We start from the raw sequence: 15369 nt of genomic DNA, 5'->3' as shown, positions 1-15369 counted from the left end.
CCTTACTCGTTTGTCTTTACTCGATGGCGGGCAGGGCGCCGCCGTTGGCCGCCTCGCACTTGCCTTCGACGCATTGGCAGCTGCTGATCTCGCGGAACCCACAGACCGACATCATCCCGGACTTCGCGCAGGCGGCGCGCACGCCCTCGGGATCGGTCGGGCTGTTCACGTTGACGCAGGCCGGGTAGTAGCCGCAGCAGTTGCCGACGTCCTTGACCGTGCAGTCGGCATTGGTCTTGCAGCTCCTGTCGACCTGGACCGGGCCGGATGCCGGTTCCTGCGCGCCGGGCAGGTTCATCGGATCGGCGGCCGGAGTGGCTGCTGCGGGGGCGACGTCGTCATAGGTCGCGGCCGGAGCGGTCGTGGGAGGTGCGGCGCAGGCGGCCAGCGCGAACAACGTGCTGGCGAACAGCATGGTGATGAACAGCGTGGCAAAACGATGGCGGATGCGTGCGATGGACATGCGAACCTCCCTGGACGATGGTCATGGAGCTGGTGGGGCCGGTTTAGCGGCCTGGGCAGGCGGCGCACCCGGGATGATCTACCTGCCCGTCCTATCCCGGGCGCGGCCGTAGCCTTGTCGAGTTGCCGGTTGCCTGACAGGTTAGGCCAGCGCGGGCGAACGTGGCCACAATGCCACGACCCTCAGTATGTAGCCCGGGCAAACGAAGCGCACCCGGGGCATGAGCGGCGAGGAAAAAGGCTCAGCCTTTTGTCGCCCAGGTATCGCGTAACGTCACAGCGCGGTTGAACACCGGCTTGTCCGCCGCGTGATCGTAGCGGTCGGCGACGAAATAACCGAGGCGCTCGAACTGGAAGGCCTGTTCCGGAGCGGCTCCGGCCGCGGACGGCTCCACATGACCGGTGACGACGCGGCGCGAGCCCGGGTTCAGGTGATCGCGGTAGGTCTTGCCGTCAGTATCGTCGTCCGGATCGGCGACATCGAACAGACGGTCGTACAGGCGCACTTCCGCCTCGACCGAGTGCGCGGCGCTGACCCAGTGGATGGTGCCCTTGATCTTGCGATTGGCGCCTTCCATGCCGGGACGCGATTCGGGGTCGAGGGTGCCGCGCAGTTCGATGATCTCGCCGGCGTCGTTCTTCACCACTTCGTCGCAGCGCACGATACCGGCGCCGCGCAGACGCACCTCGCCACCGGGAATGAGGCGCTTGAAGCCCTTCGGCGGTACTTCGGCGAAGTCATCGCGTTCGATCCACAACACGTTCGAGAACGGCACCTGGCGCTCGCCGAACGACTCGTCCTTCGGATGGTTCGGGAAAGTGAGCGATTCGGCGTGGCCGTCGGGCAGGTTGGTGAGGGTGAGCTTCAGCGGTTCGACCACCGCCATGCGGCGCGGCGCGGTCGCGTCCAGGTCTTCGCGCAGGCAGCCTTCGAGCACCGAGTAGTCGATCACCGAGTTCTGCTTGCTGATGCCCAGGCGCTCGACGAACAGGCGCAGCGAGGCCGGCGTGTAGCCGCGACGGCGGATGCCCTGCAGGGTCGGCATGCGCGGGTCGTCCCAGCCATCGACCAGGCCATCCTGCACCAGCGTCATCAGCTTGCGTTTGCTCATCACGGTGAAGTTGATGTTCGCGCGCGAGAACTCGATCTGGCGCGGCTTTGCGGCCTCGAATGGCAGGCCCTTGCCGGTCAGAGGCGCGAGCAGTTCCGGGTGATTGACGAGATCGACTTTGTCCACGCACCAGTCGTACAGCGGGCGATGGTCCTCGAACTCCAGCGTGCACAGCGAATGGGTGATGCCCTCGATCGCGTCGCCGAGCGAATGCGCGAAGTCGTACATCGGATAGATGCACCAGCCTGCACCGGCGATCGGGTGCGGCACGTGCTTGATCCGGTACAGCGCCGGATCGCGCAGGTTCATGTTGCCGCTGGCCATGTCGATCTTGGCCCGCAGCGTGCGCGCGCCATCGGGAAACTCGCCCGCGCGCATGCGCCGGAACAGGTCGAGGTTCTCTTCGACACTGCGGTCGCGGTACGGCGAGTTGCGGCCCGGCTCGGTCAGGGTGCCCCGGTACTCGCGCACCTGATCGGCCGCGAGGTCGCAGACGAACGCGTCGCCCTGCGCGATCAGCTTCTCGGCGGCGAGGCAGTAGACCTCGAAGTAGTCGGACGAGTGGCGCAACTCATGCCAGTCGAAGCCCAGCCAGCGCACGTCCTCCTGGATCGCGCGCACGTACTCGGGATCCTCCTTCACCGGGTTGGTGTCGTCGAAGCGCAGGTTGCAGACGCCGCCAAATTCCTGCGCGATGCCGAAATCCAGGCAGATCGCCTTGGCATGGCCGAGGTGCAGGTAGCCGTTCGGCTCGGGCGGGAAGCGGGTCCTGATCGCCGTGTGCTTGCCGCTGGTCAGGTCGTCGCGGACGATCTGGCGGATGAAATCCTTCTTTTCGGTCGTCGCGCCCTGGGTTTCAGCGGACGGGACGGGCTTTTCGGGCGTTGCGGACATGCGATGCGGCATCGGCGGGGTGGATCGCGCATTCTATCCGGTTGCCCGGCCGGAAGCCCGGAGGCAGCAAAAGCAAAAATGGATCCCGGCTTCCCTCGGGATGACGAGGGCGAGGACCTTTGACGAGGTGAGGACCTTTTCGGCCCGCGGGGGTATCCTCGAAGCCAAGCCCGCCCGGAGGAGACGGCAATGAAGGTCGTCTACGAGGCCGCCAGCCTGATCGACGCCTACCTTGTAAAGCACGCACTGGAAGACGCCGGCCTGCCGGTGTTCCTGCGTGGCGAGAACCTGGTCGGTGGCATGGGCGAATTGCCATTGTTCGGCGTGGTCGCGGTCTGCGTGCCCGACAGCGTCTGGCCCGAGGCCAGCGAGGTGGTGGCGGGGCTGCCGCTGTCCGAGCCGCCGGTCGCCGCGACCGACGATGACGACACCGCCGACGGCAACGATTGGGTGCCGGCATGAGTCCATCCGCCGATGCTGGCCGCACCGGGGATCCGATGCGCGGGCTCCAGGTCGAACGGTTGCGCGAGCGGGTCCATGCCGTCCCCGACTTCCCGTCGCCCGGGATCCTGTTTCGCGACATCACCCCGCTGCTGGCCGATGCCGGCGCGTTCGGCCTGTGCATCGACGCGCTGGCCGCGCCCTGGCAGGGCGCCGGGGTAGAGGCGGTGTGCGGGATCGAGTCGCGCGGTTTCATCTTCGGTGCTGCGCTGGCGCAGCGGCTGGGCGTGGGTTTCGTGCCGCTGCGCAAGCCCGGCAAGCTGCCGCCGCCGCTGGTCGAGGTCGAGTACCAGCTCGAATACGGCCACGATCGCCTGCAGGCCCGCGAGGGCGCACTGGTGGACGGCGCCCGCACCCTGATCGTCGACGACGTGCTTGCCACCGGCGGTACCCTGACCGCCGCGCACGAACTGGTGACCCGGCTCGGTGCGCGGACGGTCGGTGCCGGCGTGGTGATCGAACTCGATGCCCTCGGCGGCCGCGCGCGCTGGCCGGAGGACATCCCGCTGCACGCCCTGCTGCACTATTGACCCCATCGCAGCCCACGCTGCTCCAGCAATCAACCGTCATGCTCAACATCGGTGCTTTCAAGCAACGCCTTCCCGCTCCCGGCGATGCACTGCCGGGGCGCGATACCCCCATGCCCCTGCACAACGCCCATCACGTGCACGGCCGCCCGCTGCGCGACGCATTCGAAGGTCTTGCGCGGATCCAGTTCGGCATGGGTTGCTTCTGGGGCGCGGAACGCATGTTCTGGTCGATCCCGGGCGTGTTCACCACTGCGGTCGGCTACGCCGGCGGCTACACCCCCAACCCGACCTACCGCGAGGTCTGCAGTGGCCTGACCGGCCATGCCGAGATGGTGCTGGTGGTGTACGACCCGGCTGCGATCGGCGTCGACGCCCTGCTCAAGGCGTTCTGGGAAGGCCACGACCCGACCCAGGGCATGCGCCAGGGCAACGACGTCGGCACCCAGTACCGCTCGGCCATCTACTGCGAAGACGAGGCCCAGTACAGCGCCGCGACTTCCAGCCGCGATGCCTACCAGGCCCGTCTCGATGCCGTCGGCCTCGGCATCATCAGCACTGAAATCGCGTACCCCGCGCCGCCGTTCTTTTACGCCGAGGACGACCACCAGCAGTACCTGTCGAAGAACCCCGGTGGTTACTGCGGTCTGGGCGGCACCGGCATCAGCTGCCCGGTCGGGACCGGCGCCTGAGCGTTATTTCAACCGCTCCAGCCGGCCTTTGCGGCGGCTCAGGTTCTTGTAATCCCACTGGATGTCGCGGGATTCGGCCAGCCAGCGCTGCAGCTTTCCGGTGTCGACCTGGTCGACGGCGGTGTATCGCGCTTCAGCCGCCTTGAAGCTGCCTTCCTTTTCCAGCCCCTCCTCCTCGAAGGACTGGCCGCTCCAGAAGAGCAGGCGCACGCAGTGCTTCAGTTTGCTGTACCCGACCACGGGGTTGCCATCGAGAAACCATACGGGATGGGCGTGCCATATCTTGTTCTCCGCTTCCGTCAGGTTGCGGTCGATCTGCTCTGCCAGAAGCTGGCATATGGCCCGATCGTCTGGCGCCTGGGCCTCATTGTATTTCCGGGTGTCCGGGTGCATCGGGAACTCCTCGCTTGTTCTGTACGGGGCGTGCCATCGCGTGCCAGCGTAGCCTACCCCGGCGTCCTGCCAGGGTGTCCTGCTAGCATCCCCCGCTATCCCGCAACCTTGCCCCAGGACCGGCATGCCCCGTACTTCCCGTCGCAATACCTGGCTCTGGCTGGTGGCCGCCCTGACCGTGGCGGCGCTGGCCGCGACCTTCCTCATCGGGCGCGTGCCGCCGCTGCCGTCGTTCGAGGAGTTCGGCCCGCCGAAGACCGAATGGGGCTGGAGCGAACGGGTGTCGCTGCTGGCCGGCGACGGCGTGCGCGGTTCGGACGACGGCCTGGCCACGCAGGCGCGCTTCGCCGATCCCTGGGGCGTGGCCCGCGCCGACGACGGCACCGTGTACGTGGCCGATGCCGGCGACAACAACCGCATCCGCCGGATCCGCCCCGATGGCAACGTCGACACCCTGGCCGGCGGCGGTGAGGGTTTCGCCGACGGCTCCGGCGCGCAGGCCGCCTTCCACACCCCGTCCGGACTCGCACTCGACCTGGCTGGCAATCTCTACGTGGCCGACACCGGCAACCATGCGATCCGCAAGGTCACTCCCGCCGGCGTGGTCACCACCCTGGCCGGCAACGGCCAGCCCGGGTTCCACGACGGAGCGGGCGCGCAGGCGCAGTTCGACGGCCCGATGGGCGTGGCGGTGGACGCGAGCGGGCGCGTCCATGTGGCCGACACCTACAACGACCGCATCCGAGTGATAGAGCCCGATGGCCGCGTCTGGACGCTGGCCGGTGACGGGCGCCCGGGCCACCTCGACGGCCCTGGCATGCTGGCCCGCTTCGACACCCCGACCGATCTGGCGGTCAGTGCGCTCGGCCGTGTCTGGGTCGCCGATACCGGCAACCGTGCCATCCGCCACGTCGCTCCCGGCGGTGCGGTCGACACCCTGCTCGAAGACGCCCCCGCCACCCCGGTCGGCCTGGCCCGCGCCCATGACGGCGTCCTCCATGTCACCACGCTCTGGCCATCGGCCGTGGTCCAGATCGATGGCCGTGGACGCTGGCACGAGATCACCCAACGTGGCGAGCAGCGGCTGTCGCGCCCGGCCGGCATCGACGTCGATCTCGAAGGCGGCCTGCATTTCAGCGATGCCGGCGCCTACCGCGTCCATCGCCTCGCGCGGGGCGGCAATGCTGCGATCGAAGCATTGCCGCTGCCGGTCGCGACCGCGGTGGCCGGGGAGGGCAGTGCCGCACCCACGGTCGGCCCGTCCCCGTTCAACCCGCTGCCCGATACCGGCGGCCGCTGGCCGTTGCGCCCGCAGACCGGCTGGCACGAAGTGGTCGGCACCCTCGGCGAGGTCCGCGGCAACTACAGCGGCGAAAGCCGCAACCACCTGCACGGCGGTTTCGACATCCGTGGCGATGTCGGCCAGCCGGTGGTCGCCATCGCCGACGCCAAGGTCGGCAGCCCGTTCGCCGCCTGGGGCATGGAGCGACTGAACGAAGGCCTTGCGGTCGACACCCTGCAATACATCCACATGCGCGTTGGCCGCACCCCGCGCGGCGCGCTGATCGACCCGGCCCGCTTCCAGCTCGTCGACGATGACGAAGGCAAACCGCGACGCGTCCGCATCCGCCGCGGCACCCGTTTTGCCGTCGGCGACGAACTCGGCACCATCAACCGGATGGCGCACGTGCACCTGGCGGTCGGCACCACCGGCTACGAAACCAATGCCGTCACGCTCGGCTTCGTCAACTATGCCGACACGTATCCGCCGCGGATCGACAGCGTCGAACTGCTCGACGCATACGACCGGTCGTTGCCGAAGCAGGCCGGCCGCGTACAGGTGCCGGCCGATGCACGCGACCTGCGCATCGTGGTCGAGGCCTGGGACCAGGTCGACCGCAACCTGCCGCGCCGCCGCCTCGGCCTGTACGCGCTGGGCTACCAGTGGCTCGATGCCGGTGAACGCCCGCTGCCCGGCCATGAAACCCCGCGCATGAACATCGAGTTCAACCGCATGCCACCCAACGAGGCGGTGAAGATCGCCTACGCCCCCGGCAGCGGCATCACCGTCCACGGCAGCACCGTGACCCGTTTCCGCTACGAACTGACCAACACCGTGCGCGACGGCATCGCCACCACCGGCTACTGGCAACCGTCCGAACTCGCCCCCGGCGACTACGTGCTGCGCATCACCGCCCGCGACTGGAGCGGCAACGAGGCGATCGCCAACCGCGACTTGCGGGTGACCATCACCGCTCCGGAGCTGGAGCCGGGGCCGGCGTCTTCGACCTCGGGCTGAGCCGCGCGATCCCGGGCTACCCTCCCGCACGACAAAGGGCCCTGCCGGAGCAGGGCCCAGGGTATCGCGAGCATTGCCGTTCCTTGGACGGTCATCGTTCGACAGTCGTCACGGCGTCGCGACCCACATGCTCATGTCGGTAGGGACTACTCGCCGGGATGCTCCGTATCGGCGATCGAGACGGTCAGGCCGCTGGCGTCCACGTCGACGACGCCCTCGGTACTGCGGGCGATTTCGACCGCCTTGTCGATCTCGGCCTGGCTGCCGAGCGCGCCGGACAGATGCACCACGCCATTGAGTGTGTCGACATCGATCTCGGTGCCTTCGGTCTCGCTGTGGGCAAGCAGCTTGCTCTTCACCTTGGTGGTGATCCAGGTGTCGCCGACCGGTTGCGACGACTCGGCCTCGTTCACCGTTTCGGTCTGTGCCTGCGCGTTGACGACCGCATAGGCGGTGCCCGCCACGAGCATGGCCGCGAGCGCCGCGGTCGCGCCAACATGGCTCGCGTGCCGGGCCTTCTGAAGCGTGCTTCTGGAGATCAGGTTCATGTGTCCTCCTCGAAGGTGTCCATCCGCGGTGGGGGGAGTGCGATCGGATGCGGATGGCTTGCATTCGACGCTACGCAGTTGCGGGTGAACATCATTGAAGTCTGCGATTAACGGCGGATGGACACACCGTCAACAAAGCATTCCCAATGCGCGAAATTTTCGTTTTATTGTGAGCTGAATCACGTGTGCAGGCGGCCCGCAGCTGAACCGGCGGATCGCCATCGACAGGCATTCAGCGGCCTCTACCCCGCTGCATCGGGTCCGGCCGCCGTAGTCGCCAGGTAGTTGCTAGAACGTCACCTTCACCGAATCCGCGCTGCGCTGTGCGGGCCCGTGGTACACCGCCTCGATGTTGTTGCCGTCCGGGTCGAGCACGAACGCGCCGTAATAGGTCGGATGATATGGACGCAGGCCCGGTGCGCCGTTGTCGCTTCCGCCAGCGGCCAGTGCGGCGGCATGGAAGGCACGCACCATCGCCTCGTCCTTCGCCTGGAAGGCAAGATGCACCCGCCCGGTCAGCGCGCCCTGCGCGGCCTCGCTGTCGGCGCTGGACACGACCAGCTCGTCGGCCCAGAAGAAACCCTCGCCCTCGCCGCTGACCGGCACGCCAAGGACATCCAGCACCGCCTCGTAGAAACGCCGGCTGGCGTCGAGATCGCGGACGACAAGCTGGACATGGTCGATCAGGCGGCCGCGGTGTAATTCCATCGTTTCCATCATGCACTCCGTGGTTGGACGCCGGAATGGCGCCGTTGCTGGGGTCACGCTGTTCGGGAAGAAGTCTGGCAGTCGGGCGTTGATCGATGTTGCGATCTTGTCGGCAGCTTGTCGTCGTGGCTCACCGCCGTGTTGCCGGACGCTTCCCGGCGGGTCGCTCTGTCGCCCGCTCCCACGATGCCACCGGGCCCGGGCCGGGGCGGAACAGCGGATGGCAGACCGGACTGGCCACGGAACGGAACTGATCGAAGAGCGCCGGGCTGCGCACCGCCAGCTTGTCGAGCAGATGCTTCCATTCGCAGGCCAACTGGCCCGTGGTCACCGGAATGGGCTCGACCGTGCGCAGCGGGCCGAGCTTGCTCCGGTCGAAGGCATACCCGCGCGACACCGCCTCGGCATGAAGGCCGGCGAGATACGCATTGATCGCAAGCCGGGGAGTGGGGTGGCCGCGGAACCGCTCGAGCTGCGGATGTCGCGTATACCCGCGTGTCTCGCCTTTCAGGACAGCCTTGGCCAACAGGCTTTCACGCCACGCGGCGACAAGCCCCTTGGCGTCCAGGTAGCGGGGGTGGAGGGACCAGAGGCGCATGTTCGCGGTAGTGGGGAGCAGGGCAGGCCATGATGCGACGTGACGTCGACTCGCATGAACGGCTCAAGCGTCACGAGCCGATGCTTCTTCCGGTGCAGTGTCCCAGAGAACCAGGTCAGCAGCAAAGAAGGTCGGTCCTTCGAAAGAGATGATCATGAGGTCCAACACCGAGTTGAGCCGAATTGCTGACTTGCCAAAATAGCTACCGGGCGCTGACGAACCATACTTTTGATATGCCATCCGGCGTGACCTCGTAGATGGCCGCGACTTCAAGTGGGGAAGTGGCCAGACCTGTGACGCGTTCGTGATCGATGACCTTGTTGCCCAGCACCATGCGGTTCACGACCTCGGCATGAAGCTCGGGGAGATTGAAGCGGTTGGCGCGATAGTGCTCGGCCAGCGCCGCCTTGCCCACGATCACCGGTTCGCTCGCAGGCAGTCTATACACGAGAACATCATCGCTGTACTCGTCGACAAAGCGCTGCAGGTCGTGGGCGTTGTAGGCCTCGAGCTGTCGCTGGACAAATGCTTCCGGGTCGAATTCGTGGGACATGGTTTTCTGAAGTGGTTGTGGTGCGAATCACAGCTTCGGCCAGACCTGTCGAAGCCCGATCAGATGGACGACGCCGAACAGCAGGCAGATGGCCGAGCTTGTAAGCCAGAACGGCATGCTGTTGCCCGGGAAATACGCCATGAGCGGTACGAAGGCCACCGCGCGGAGCAGGTAGACGCTGGTGATGGCACAAAGCACGAACCGTGTGAAAGGCAGCCTGCGGATCAGGCCCGCCCCGGACAGGGCATACAGGGACCAGACCAGAAGAATCGCGGCAATGGCCGAGGTGAGGGCGGCGGGATACCAATGCCCGGCAGCCACCATCTGCGCGAACTCCTCGCCAGCGCCGACGAAGCGATACCAGGACGGGCCGAAGACGATGCAGCCAAGGTGGAGCAGCGCAGCAGTGGCGCTGAGTGCCGCGCCGGCTATGAGAAATGGGTTGTGCTTGATGGTCATGGTTGTCCGGTTGGGTCCGTGTAGAGACGCGGCTTCGGCTGGAATCAGCTGTCGGCCATCATTCCATGGGCTGGCGGATGATGGTTCTCCACCTGGACGGATCGGCGCGACGTATGTCGCTCAGGTACACCTCATGGTGCTTGCCGGCAAGCGCGGAGCGCGCACCGATGAAGTCGTGGACTCGCTGGATGGTGGGGCCTTCTTCAGTGAAAGGGCCGATGTGGAGCGTCTGCGCACATGTTCCTTCGGTGAAGTTCTCCAGCCTGAGCGCATTCACTGCGGGAAGCGCCTTCTTTCTCTTCACTTCCGCGATGGCCGCATGAATCACCGCTTCCTCCACAAAATGGGGCTGCATGATCATCATCGTCCATCTCCACTTCGACCTGTCGTTGCTGGTGAAGGCGGACATGTCGTCTGACCACCAGAGGCCTTCGAGGGGCATGACTGCATAGTCAGTTCCTTGCGCTCCCTTCTTCAGCATGAACTTCGCCGTGTAGGACACGGAGAACAACGCTTCCACCGCCTCGGCATACGCAGGTGATGTGTTGGGATCGCCCTCGCCGTCAATCATGAGGAACTGGAAAGTCGGCACATCGACCTGAACCACTTCCTTCGCGGATGGCTGGTAGAGATGCTTCAGTTCTCTCTTGAGATCGATCTTCGGCACGAATGCTCCTGATGATGGCTGGCGATGCGCCAAGCGGCTACGGGCAGAAAATGCAAAGGAAGGAGTGTCCCCGAAGTCCGCCTGAGCGCAAAGTCGACCTTTGCTCAGCACAGTCAGGCGATCGGAAAGCGCTTCAATCCTTGGCCGTTCCACGCTTGACGAGCGTGATCTCTCCGCTCTCTATGGACCAGATGGTGCCGTTGGGTGGCGTGGCGACGTACAGGGGGCTGCGGGCCCAGAGGCTCCAGAAGACATGGGCCTCCGTAGGGATGGAGTCCAGCAGATGGGTAATCATCATGCCGGCCGCGCCGGGGTCGCTCTGAAGCGCGATGCAAGTGCGCGTGAAGCCGCGGCTCTCAACGACGGCGCCATCGACCGTTCTCATGCGATAGGTGCCACCGATCGGGACCACGTTGCCCTTGGTTGTCCCGGGCAGGAGGTAGACGGTCCACTTGTCGGGTGCGTCGTCGCCGGACGGGAGAACGACGGAATTGTATTTGTCGGAACAAGGCTGGAACTCCGAGGCAATCGCTGCGCTACGGGCCGCTACGGCAGCAGCCTCGAACTCGGTAAGCGGTTGCGGGGATTCCAGAACATCGACATCTCCAACGATGTCGCCGGCACCCGAAACAACTACGCGATACAGCGCCGCCGGGCTTTGTTCGATGAACGTGACGGCGATCAATCCGTCCTGTTCTTCCGTGATCCACCCACGCACGCGCTTGTCTTTCTTGAACGCCCGGATTTTCAGGGCAGCGTCTGTCGCGACCGCGGCAGCGTGATCATGGCGATAGATCGCAAGGCCGGTGGCTTCCGCTTCCTTAAGCGCGGCTGCCTCCTGGTCTGGCGGCAGCTCGACCGGAAGCGGCTCGTCAGCCTGCGCGTTGATGCTGACCAGTGCCATCAGAAGTGCGATGAGATAGCGAGCCATGGAAACCTCGATCAAGGGCGGCTAATAGCCGCATGTACGGCTAGGTGCGGGCCGGTGCCATGGGCGGCGCCCGGGTCAGAAGCGCCAGGACGACGCCGACAACGCTGTAAAGCGGCAGCATGACAATCAGGATGACGCAGTAGAATCGCAGTGTCCGATGGAACCAGGGCGGGTTGTAGCCATGCTTGTGGATCACATGCCGGCACAGCAACACGCCCGGGATGAGGATCAGCGATGCCGCGATCTGAGGCAGGAGCAGGGCGGATACCAGATTGCCCAGCATCTCCGAACCTTCTGGTCCGCCTAGCCAGAACATCCGCAAGATGAAGGCTGCCTCGGACACGTAGTTGATGAAGTAGGCGATGGCCGGGGAAAGCAGCACGATCCCGATGATCGCCAGCCGGTTGGGCTGCATGCGGGTGAGCAATTAGTTACCTCCGTTTCCCTGGGCCGATGGCCCAACTTTAACGATAGATCCTTCAAACTTGATCCTCGGATCGTTTACGTTCACGAGCTCATCCAACTCATACACATTCCGATATCCATACCCGTACAGGTTGATGTATGTTGGAATGTTCAGGGCCATCATGATGGGCTTCTCTTGAGCGGCGAATTGTGCTGACAACGAATCTCCTCGCTGGGGAAGCGCAATCTTGGTGGCGAAATCGATCTGGTTGCCTTCGAAATTGTTGTTGCAGTAGATCAGTATGGTCGTATCAAGGGAAGGTATGACTTCCTGCAGGTTGTTCTGCGTGAAGTCGGTAAAACTCAAGTGTTTCGCCCCTTCGAGGTGAATTCGCTCATAGCGAAATGTCGACCGCGTATCGAGAATGATGACTCCCGGCTGCTTGCTCATCTTCATGAAAGTATCGAGATCGACCAGACGGCTTGCCCGGTGCGTTTCAACCTCGGCAACCAGGCCCTTGAAATCGTCGAAACTGACGTTGGCGGGTGGGTGGCTCTTCACCTGTGCCGATGCCTGTGCAGTGACAAGCAGCGTGGCTGTCAAAACTGATATTTTCGACTTCATTGTCTGTCCTCTCAATGGCAGGTGGTCAGGCTTGGCGCCAGAGTTGAGCCGCGCCGCGAAGCGGCGTCGGCTTGAATGAATTGTCAGCCCCCGCCTGCGGCTGCTCAGACATCACGCTTTCAATCCATTCGATGTAATGGCTCAAGCGGACATTGCAACTGGTTTGACCATAGCGCCCGGGCCGGGCCGTCATGATGTTGCCTTGGACGACCTTCCAGGAGCCCATCCCGGCCAACAACCATTGGCCATCGATCTGGATGAGCACGGGGCCGCCGCTGTCCCCATTGCCCAGTATGCCCTCAAGGGCAGGGCCGACGATGGCTCGTCGAACACGTAGCAAAACCAGCGGTCGTAAGCACTGGTGATTTTGTTGAACGCCCGGCGAAGCTCCGTCCGATTGGGGCCTCTGGGGTCGTGCCCAGTGGCTCCTGTACCCGTAGCGCCTTTCCCCACGATCTTGACGATTTGGCCTGGCTCGTCACTGTCCTTGTAGATTGCGACAGGAGCGACATCCGTCACGGGTTGGGTCAACTTGATCAGTGCGATGTCGTCGGATGAGGCAAGAAACACCACTATCAACATGGCCTCCCCACTGGCCATTGCCTGATCGATCAGCCCTTGAGGCAGCGTCTTGTACCCGGAATGCATGACGACGCGGTCAACGTCCCTCGACATCCCGTTGATGACTACCTGCTTGAGTTCAGAATGCATCGGGATCGTATGGGCCGCAGTAATGACCCACTGGGAAGCAATCAGTACGCCGTGCCCGTCACCGGGCATATCGACGAGAGCAGGGAACTCAGAGGCCGCAATCCGATACTTTGAATCATCAACATCATCTCGAATAATGATGGCGCTAGCGATTGATGGTGCCGCAAGGAGTATGAGCAGCAAAAATCGAGTCATGTGCGATTCCTGAGAATGACCTTGCTCGTGGATAGAGCCGAGCTACGAAGCGGTTTCGGCTTGGACGAACTGTTAGGTGCGCGCAGTGGTAGGAATGGATCTCTCATAAATCCGTATCAACGCTCTCATCGTCGCTACAGGCAGGATGGGCTTGAGCCCCTTCGTAGGTATGCTTGTAGGAACCTAATCGCGTGGCGCCATGTCGTACCAGCAGATCAACGGTTTCCGGTCCAAAACGACACGCGAGATCCAGTGGCGTTTCTGGGTTCACTTCTGAGGTGGTGGGTAGGTTGACGTCAGCCCCAGCTGAAATCAGCTGCTCCATTGCCGTGACAGATCCCCAATGAGCCGCAGCGTGTATCGCCGCGTGATCTCGGAGGACAATCTCGTTTGGGTCTGCCCCGTGCCTGAGCAGAAACGCAACTTTCTCTGTGCGATCCTCGCTGAAACTCTTCCAGCCGGCTTCATTGAACAAGTGCTTCGTAGGGCGCAGCCAGTAGGCCAGAGGTTCCGCTAGATAGAGCTGGAACAGAATGGCAAACGCTAAGGAAAGAGCGGTGAATAGAACATGTCGAGTGGGCACCTTCTTGCTCAACCTACTCCTCCATAACGCCTAACGTCTTACGCCTGAATTAAGCCGCGCCGCGAAGCGGCGTCGGCTTGAATGAACTGTTAGACCACATGCTGACGGAGCAACAGCAGGAACATGCCATAACAAAACGCTGCGAAGCCTAGTAGCGCGGCGCCTTGCACAAGCAGTGCTGGACGAGACGGAAGGCGGGGGATGATGACCGTCAGAGCCAGCAATGCCAGGGGTACCAAGCCGTAGAGCGCAATGGCTGACCCTGCAGACAAGAAGTCTTGGCGATACCAAGCAAGCAGGCTTGCCACCAATCCCGCTACAGCGCCCCACGCACCCGTTGCCGGGTAGTGGCGCTGGTTCCGAGCTGCGTGAGTATCACTCATGTGGTCTAACGCCTGAATTAAGCCGAGTCGCGAAGCAACTTCGGCTTGAACGAATTGTTATGCCGCTGCCTCATTTGCCATGGTGCTGGTCAATGGTTGCTTGGTCTAGACGAAGGAAATTCGCTGCGTTGTTATAGAGAATGTCCCGTTTCTGCTCCTCCGTCAGGAACGGCGCTTGTTTGATCGTCTCAATGGCGATGGGGATGGTGTCTGGCCAGATCATCTGGTCGGATCCGAACATGATCCGCTTGCCGAATCCTGCGTCCACTAGCTGCTGAAGCTGACGATAGAAATGCGCGCGCGGAAATCCCCAGTTGTTCTGCGCCACATCAACGTAGAGGTTGGGATGGGAGTAGAGCAGCGCAATCATTTCCTCGATCAGCGGCGACCCGTAATGCATGACGTAGAGGCGCAGCTTCGGATGCCGTCTCAGCACCGGGTCGAGATCGAGCGGGCGCCCTGCTGCGGGACTATAGTTGCTTCCAGGCATGACGTGTGCGCCTCCCGGCGGTCCCTCGCCAAGGTGAAGACCTATAGGGACGTCAAGCCGTTCTGCCAGCGCGAAATATGGTTCTAGCCGCTCCACGGTGGGCTTGTCGCCGTCATACTGTGGGCTGACTTCGGCAAATAGCTGGATGCGACCTTGGCGAATCAGATCCTCAAGTTGGTCGAGCGGCGGCAGATCTGTGCCAGCGAAGTCGATTGCGATCCAGTAGCGCCCGGGCGCATGGCGGCGCCATTCATGGTCGTGCGCCAGACTCGCCTCGAGTCCGTCTTTGCTAACGTCGAGCACACCGTACATGTTGTATTGCTTCATCATCTCGCCGGTGCGGCGCGCATTCTCTTCGCCGTCGCGGACGGACATCAGCGGGCGGGCGCAGATCGAGGTTTTCTGAACTGTTACCTCTTCGCGTGGATCGACGGGTGGGAACTCGACCTCATCCCGATTTGTGCAGACCGTCTGCGGTCCGCCGAATTCATCCGGTGAGCTGGCGTGGAGGTGCATGTCAATGATTGGGGAGCGATCTTGCGCGATGCTGAGGCCTGCAAGCAGTACACAGGGTAATAACATGAAGACTTTCATTTCGACCCTCCGTAGTGCCAGGTGCTGCGGCATAACGCT

General features: G+C 63.6%; 19 protein-coding genes. 4 read left to right on the top strand and 15 right to left on the bottom strand.

Annotation, left to right across the window (positions count from 1 at the left end; translation table 11 throughout):
* Positions 1–16: 16 nt before the first annotated feature.
* Together FKV23_RS17550 and FKV23_RS12300 are read right to left on the bottom strand one after the other, a co-directional pair.
* Entirely contained in the window at positions 17–298 is a 282-nt protein-coding gene (locus FKV23_RS17550) for a hypothetical protein (protein ID WP_244244183.1), read from the bottom strand.
* 406 nt (positions 299–704) lie between these two features.
* A complete protein-coding gene (locus tag FKV23_RS12300; protein WP_141624106.1) occupies positions 705–2468 on the bottom strand; it encodes a glutamine--tRNA ligase/YqeY domain fusion protein in 1764 nt (587 codons plus the stop codon).
* Positions 2469–2657: 189 nt separating this feature from the next.
* Between FKV23_RS12300 and FKV23_RS12295 the strand changes: the two genes are divergently transcribed.
* The 3 genes from FKV23_RS12295 to msrA are packed head-to-tail and all read left to right on the top strand — an operon-like array spanning position 2658 to position 4188.
* Entirely contained in the window at positions 2658–2930 is a 273-nt protein-coding gene (locus FKV23_RS12295) for a putative signal transducing protein (RefSeq protein ID WP_141624105.1), read from the top strand.
* Between the two features lie 35 nt (positions 2931–2965).
* The gene (locus FKV23_RS12290) at positions 2966–3499 is read left to right on the top strand and encodes an adenine phosphoribosyltransferase (RefSeq protein ID WP_141625185.1); all 534 of its coding nucleotides are present in this window, start codon (positions 2966–2968) and stop codon (positions 3497–3499) included.
* Positions 3500–3537: 38 nt separating this feature from the next.
* The gene (gene msrA, locus FKV23_RS12285) at positions 3538–4188 is read left to right on the top strand and encodes a peptide-methionine (S)-S-oxide reductase MsrA (protein WP_141624104.1); all 651 of its coding nucleotides are present in this window, start codon (positions 3538–3540) and stop codon (positions 4186–4188) included.
* Positions 4189–4191: 3 nt separating this feature from the next.
* Here msrA and FKV23_RS12280 read toward each other — a convergent pair whose 3' ends face one another.
* On the bottom strand, positions 4192–4581 hold the full coding sequence (locus tag FKV23_RS12280; RefSeq protein ID WP_141624103.1) for a DUF1801 domain-containing protein: 390 nt from the start codon (positions 4579–4581) through the stop codon (positions 4192–4194).
* Positions 4582–4705: 124 nt separating this feature from the next.
* Here FKV23_RS12280 and FKV23_RS12275 point away from each other — a divergent pair, with 124 nt between their 5' ends.
* Positions 4706–6880, top strand: a complete 2175-nt coding sequence (locus FKV23_RS12275; protein WP_141624102.1) for an NHL repeat-containing protein — start codon at positions 4706–4708, stop codon at positions 6878–6880.
* Positions 6881–7026: 146 nt separating this feature from the next.
* On the opposite strand, the gene FKV23_RS12270 is transcribed toward FKV23_RS12275, so the two are convergent.
* From FKV23_RS12270 to FKV23_RS12215, 12 genes are all read right to left on the bottom strand, one after another.
* A complete protein-coding gene (locus FKV23_RS12270; RefSeq protein WP_244243994.1) occupies positions 7027–7428 on the bottom strand; it encodes a BON domain-containing protein in 402 nt (133 codons plus the stop codon).
* Positions 7429–7716: 288 nt separating this feature from the next.
* Positions 7717–8145, bottom strand: a complete 429-nt coding sequence (locus FKV23_RS12265) for a VOC family protein (RefSeq protein ID WP_141625183.1) — start codon at positions 8143–8145, stop codon at positions 7717–7719.
* Between the two features lie 121 nt (positions 8146–8266).
* The gene (locus tag FKV23_RS12260; protein WP_141624101.1) at positions 8267–8734 is read right to left on the bottom strand and encodes a pyrimidine dimer DNA glycosylase/endonuclease V; all 468 of its coding nucleotides are present in this window, start codon (positions 8732–8734) and stop codon (positions 8267–8269) included.
* Between the two features lie 202 nt (positions 8735–8936).
* Positions 8937–9287, bottom strand: coding sequence for a nuclear transport factor 2 family protein (locus tag FKV23_RS12255; protein ID WP_141624100.1), 351 nt, complete (start codon positions 9285–9287; stop codon positions 8937–8939).
* 27 nt (positions 9288–9314) lie between these two features.
* On the bottom strand, positions 9315–9746 hold the full coding sequence (locus FKV23_RS12250) for a hypothetical protein (protein ID WP_141624099.1): 432 nt from the start codon (positions 9744–9746) through the stop codon (positions 9315–9317).
* 58 nt (positions 9747–9804) lie between these two features.
* Positions 9805–10413: a GyrI-like domain-containing protein gene (locus tag FKV23_RS12245; RefSeq protein WP_141624098.1), complete on the bottom strand. Its 609-nt coding sequence runs from the start codon at positions 10411–10413 to the stop codon at positions 9805–9807.
* 133 nt (positions 10414–10546) lie between these two features.
* On the bottom strand, positions 10547–11344 hold the full coding sequence (locus FKV23_RS12240) for a hypothetical protein (RefSeq protein WP_141624097.1): 798 nt from the start codon (positions 11342–11344) through the stop codon (positions 10547–10549).
* 40 nt (positions 11345–11384) lie between these two features.
* Entirely contained in the window at positions 11385–11771 is a 387-nt protein-coding gene (locus FKV23_RS12235) for a hypothetical protein (RefSeq protein ID WP_141624096.1), read from the bottom strand.
* Positions 11772–12374, bottom strand: a complete 603-nt coding sequence (locus FKV23_RS12230; RefSeq protein WP_141624095.1) for a rhodanese-like domain-containing protein — start codon at positions 12372–12374, stop codon at positions 11772–11774. It abuts the gene before it with no gap.
* 189 nt (positions 12375–12563) lie between these two features.
* Complete coding sequence (locus FKV23_RS12225; RefSeq protein ID WP_341867560.1) at positions 12564–13280, bottom strand: trypsin-like serine protease; 717 nt, start codon at positions 13278–13280, stop codon at positions 12564–12566.
* Positions 13281–13383: 103 nt separating this feature from the next.
* Positions 13384–13875: an ankyrin repeat domain-containing protein gene (locus tag FKV23_RS12220; protein ID WP_141624094.1), complete on the bottom strand. Its 492-nt coding sequence runs from the start codon at positions 13873–13875 to the stop codon at positions 13384–13386.
* A gap of 441 nt (positions 13876–14316) precedes the next feature.
* Complete coding sequence (locus FKV23_RS12215; RefSeq protein ID WP_167285199.1) at positions 14317–15330, bottom strand: amidohydrolase family protein; 1014 nt, start codon at positions 15328–15330, stop codon at positions 14317–14319.
* Positions 15331–15369 lie beyond the last annotated feature (39 nt).

Origin of the sequence: Lysobacter alkalisoli (assembly GCF_006547045.1) — a bacterium.
Lineage (GTDB): Bacteria > Pseudomonadota > Gammaproteobacteria > Xanthomonadales > Xanthomonadaceae > Marilutibacter > Marilutibacter alkalisoli.
Note: the sequence above shows the minus strand (reverse complement) of the source record. Positions and strands in the feature narration are given on the sequence as shown.

Coding starts and splice junctions, on each gene's coding strand:
- msrA (WP_141624104.1), top strand. CDS start 3,538: ATGCTCAACATCGGTGCTTTCAAGCAACGCCTTCCCGCTCCCGGCGAT.
- FKV23_RS12265 (WP_141625183.1), bottom strand. CDS start 8,145: ATGGAAACGATGGAATTACACCGCGGCCGCCTGATCGACCATGTCCAG.
- FKV23_RS12295 (WP_141624105.1), top strand. CDS start 2,658: ATGAAGGTCGTCTACGAGGCCGCCAGCCTGATCGACGCCTACCTTGTA.
- FKV23_RS12215 (WP_167285199.1), bottom strand. CDS start 15,330: ATGAAAGTCTTCATGTTATTACCCTGTGTACTGCTTGCAGGCCTCAGC.
- FKV23_RS12230 (WP_141624095.1), bottom strand. CDS start 12,374: ATGAAGTCGAAAATATCAGTTTTGACAGCCACGCTGCTTGTCACTGCA.
- FKV23_RS12275 (WP_141624102.1), top strand. CDS start 4,706: ATGCCCCGTACTTCCCGTCGCAATACCTGGCTCTGGCTGGTGGCCGCC.
- FKV23_RS12280 (WP_141624103.1), bottom strand. CDS start 4,581: ATGCACCCGGACACCCGGAAATACAATGAGGCCCAGGCGCCAGACGAT.
- FKV23_RS12225 (WP_341867560.1), bottom strand. CDS start 13,280: ATGACTCGATTTTTGCTGCTCATACTCCTTGCGGCACCATCAATCGCT.
- FKV23_RS17550 (WP_244244183.1), bottom strand. CDS start 298: ATGAACCTGCCCGGCGCGCAGGAACCGGCATCCGGCCCGGTCCAGGTC.
- FKV23_RS12270 (WP_244243994.1), bottom strand. CDS start 7,428: ATGAACCTGATCTCCAGAAGCACGCTTCAGAAGGCCCGGCACGCGAGC.
- FKV23_RS12240 (WP_141624097.1), bottom strand. CDS start 11,344: ATGGCTCGCTATCTCATCGCACTTCTGATGGCACTGGTCAGCATCAAC.
- FKV23_RS12250 (WP_141624099.1), bottom strand. CDS start 9,746: ATGACCATCAAGCACAACCCATTTCTCATAGCCGGCGCGGCACTCAGC.
- FKV23_RS12260 (WP_141624101.1), bottom strand. CDS start 8,734: ATGCGCCTCTGGTCCCTCCACCCCCGCTACCTGGACGCCAAGGGGCTT.
- FKV23_RS12255 (WP_141624100.1), bottom strand. CDS start 9,287: ATGTCCCACGAATTCGACCCGGAAGCATTTGTCCAGCGACAGCTCGAG.
- FKV23_RS12300 (WP_141624106.1), bottom strand. CDS start 2,468: ATGTCCGCAACGCCCGAAAAGCCCGTCCCGTCCGCTGAAACCCAGGGC.
- FKV23_RS12290 (WP_141625185.1), top strand. CDS start 2,966: ATGCGCGGGCTCCAGGTCGAACGGTTGCGCGAGCGGGTCCATGCCGTC.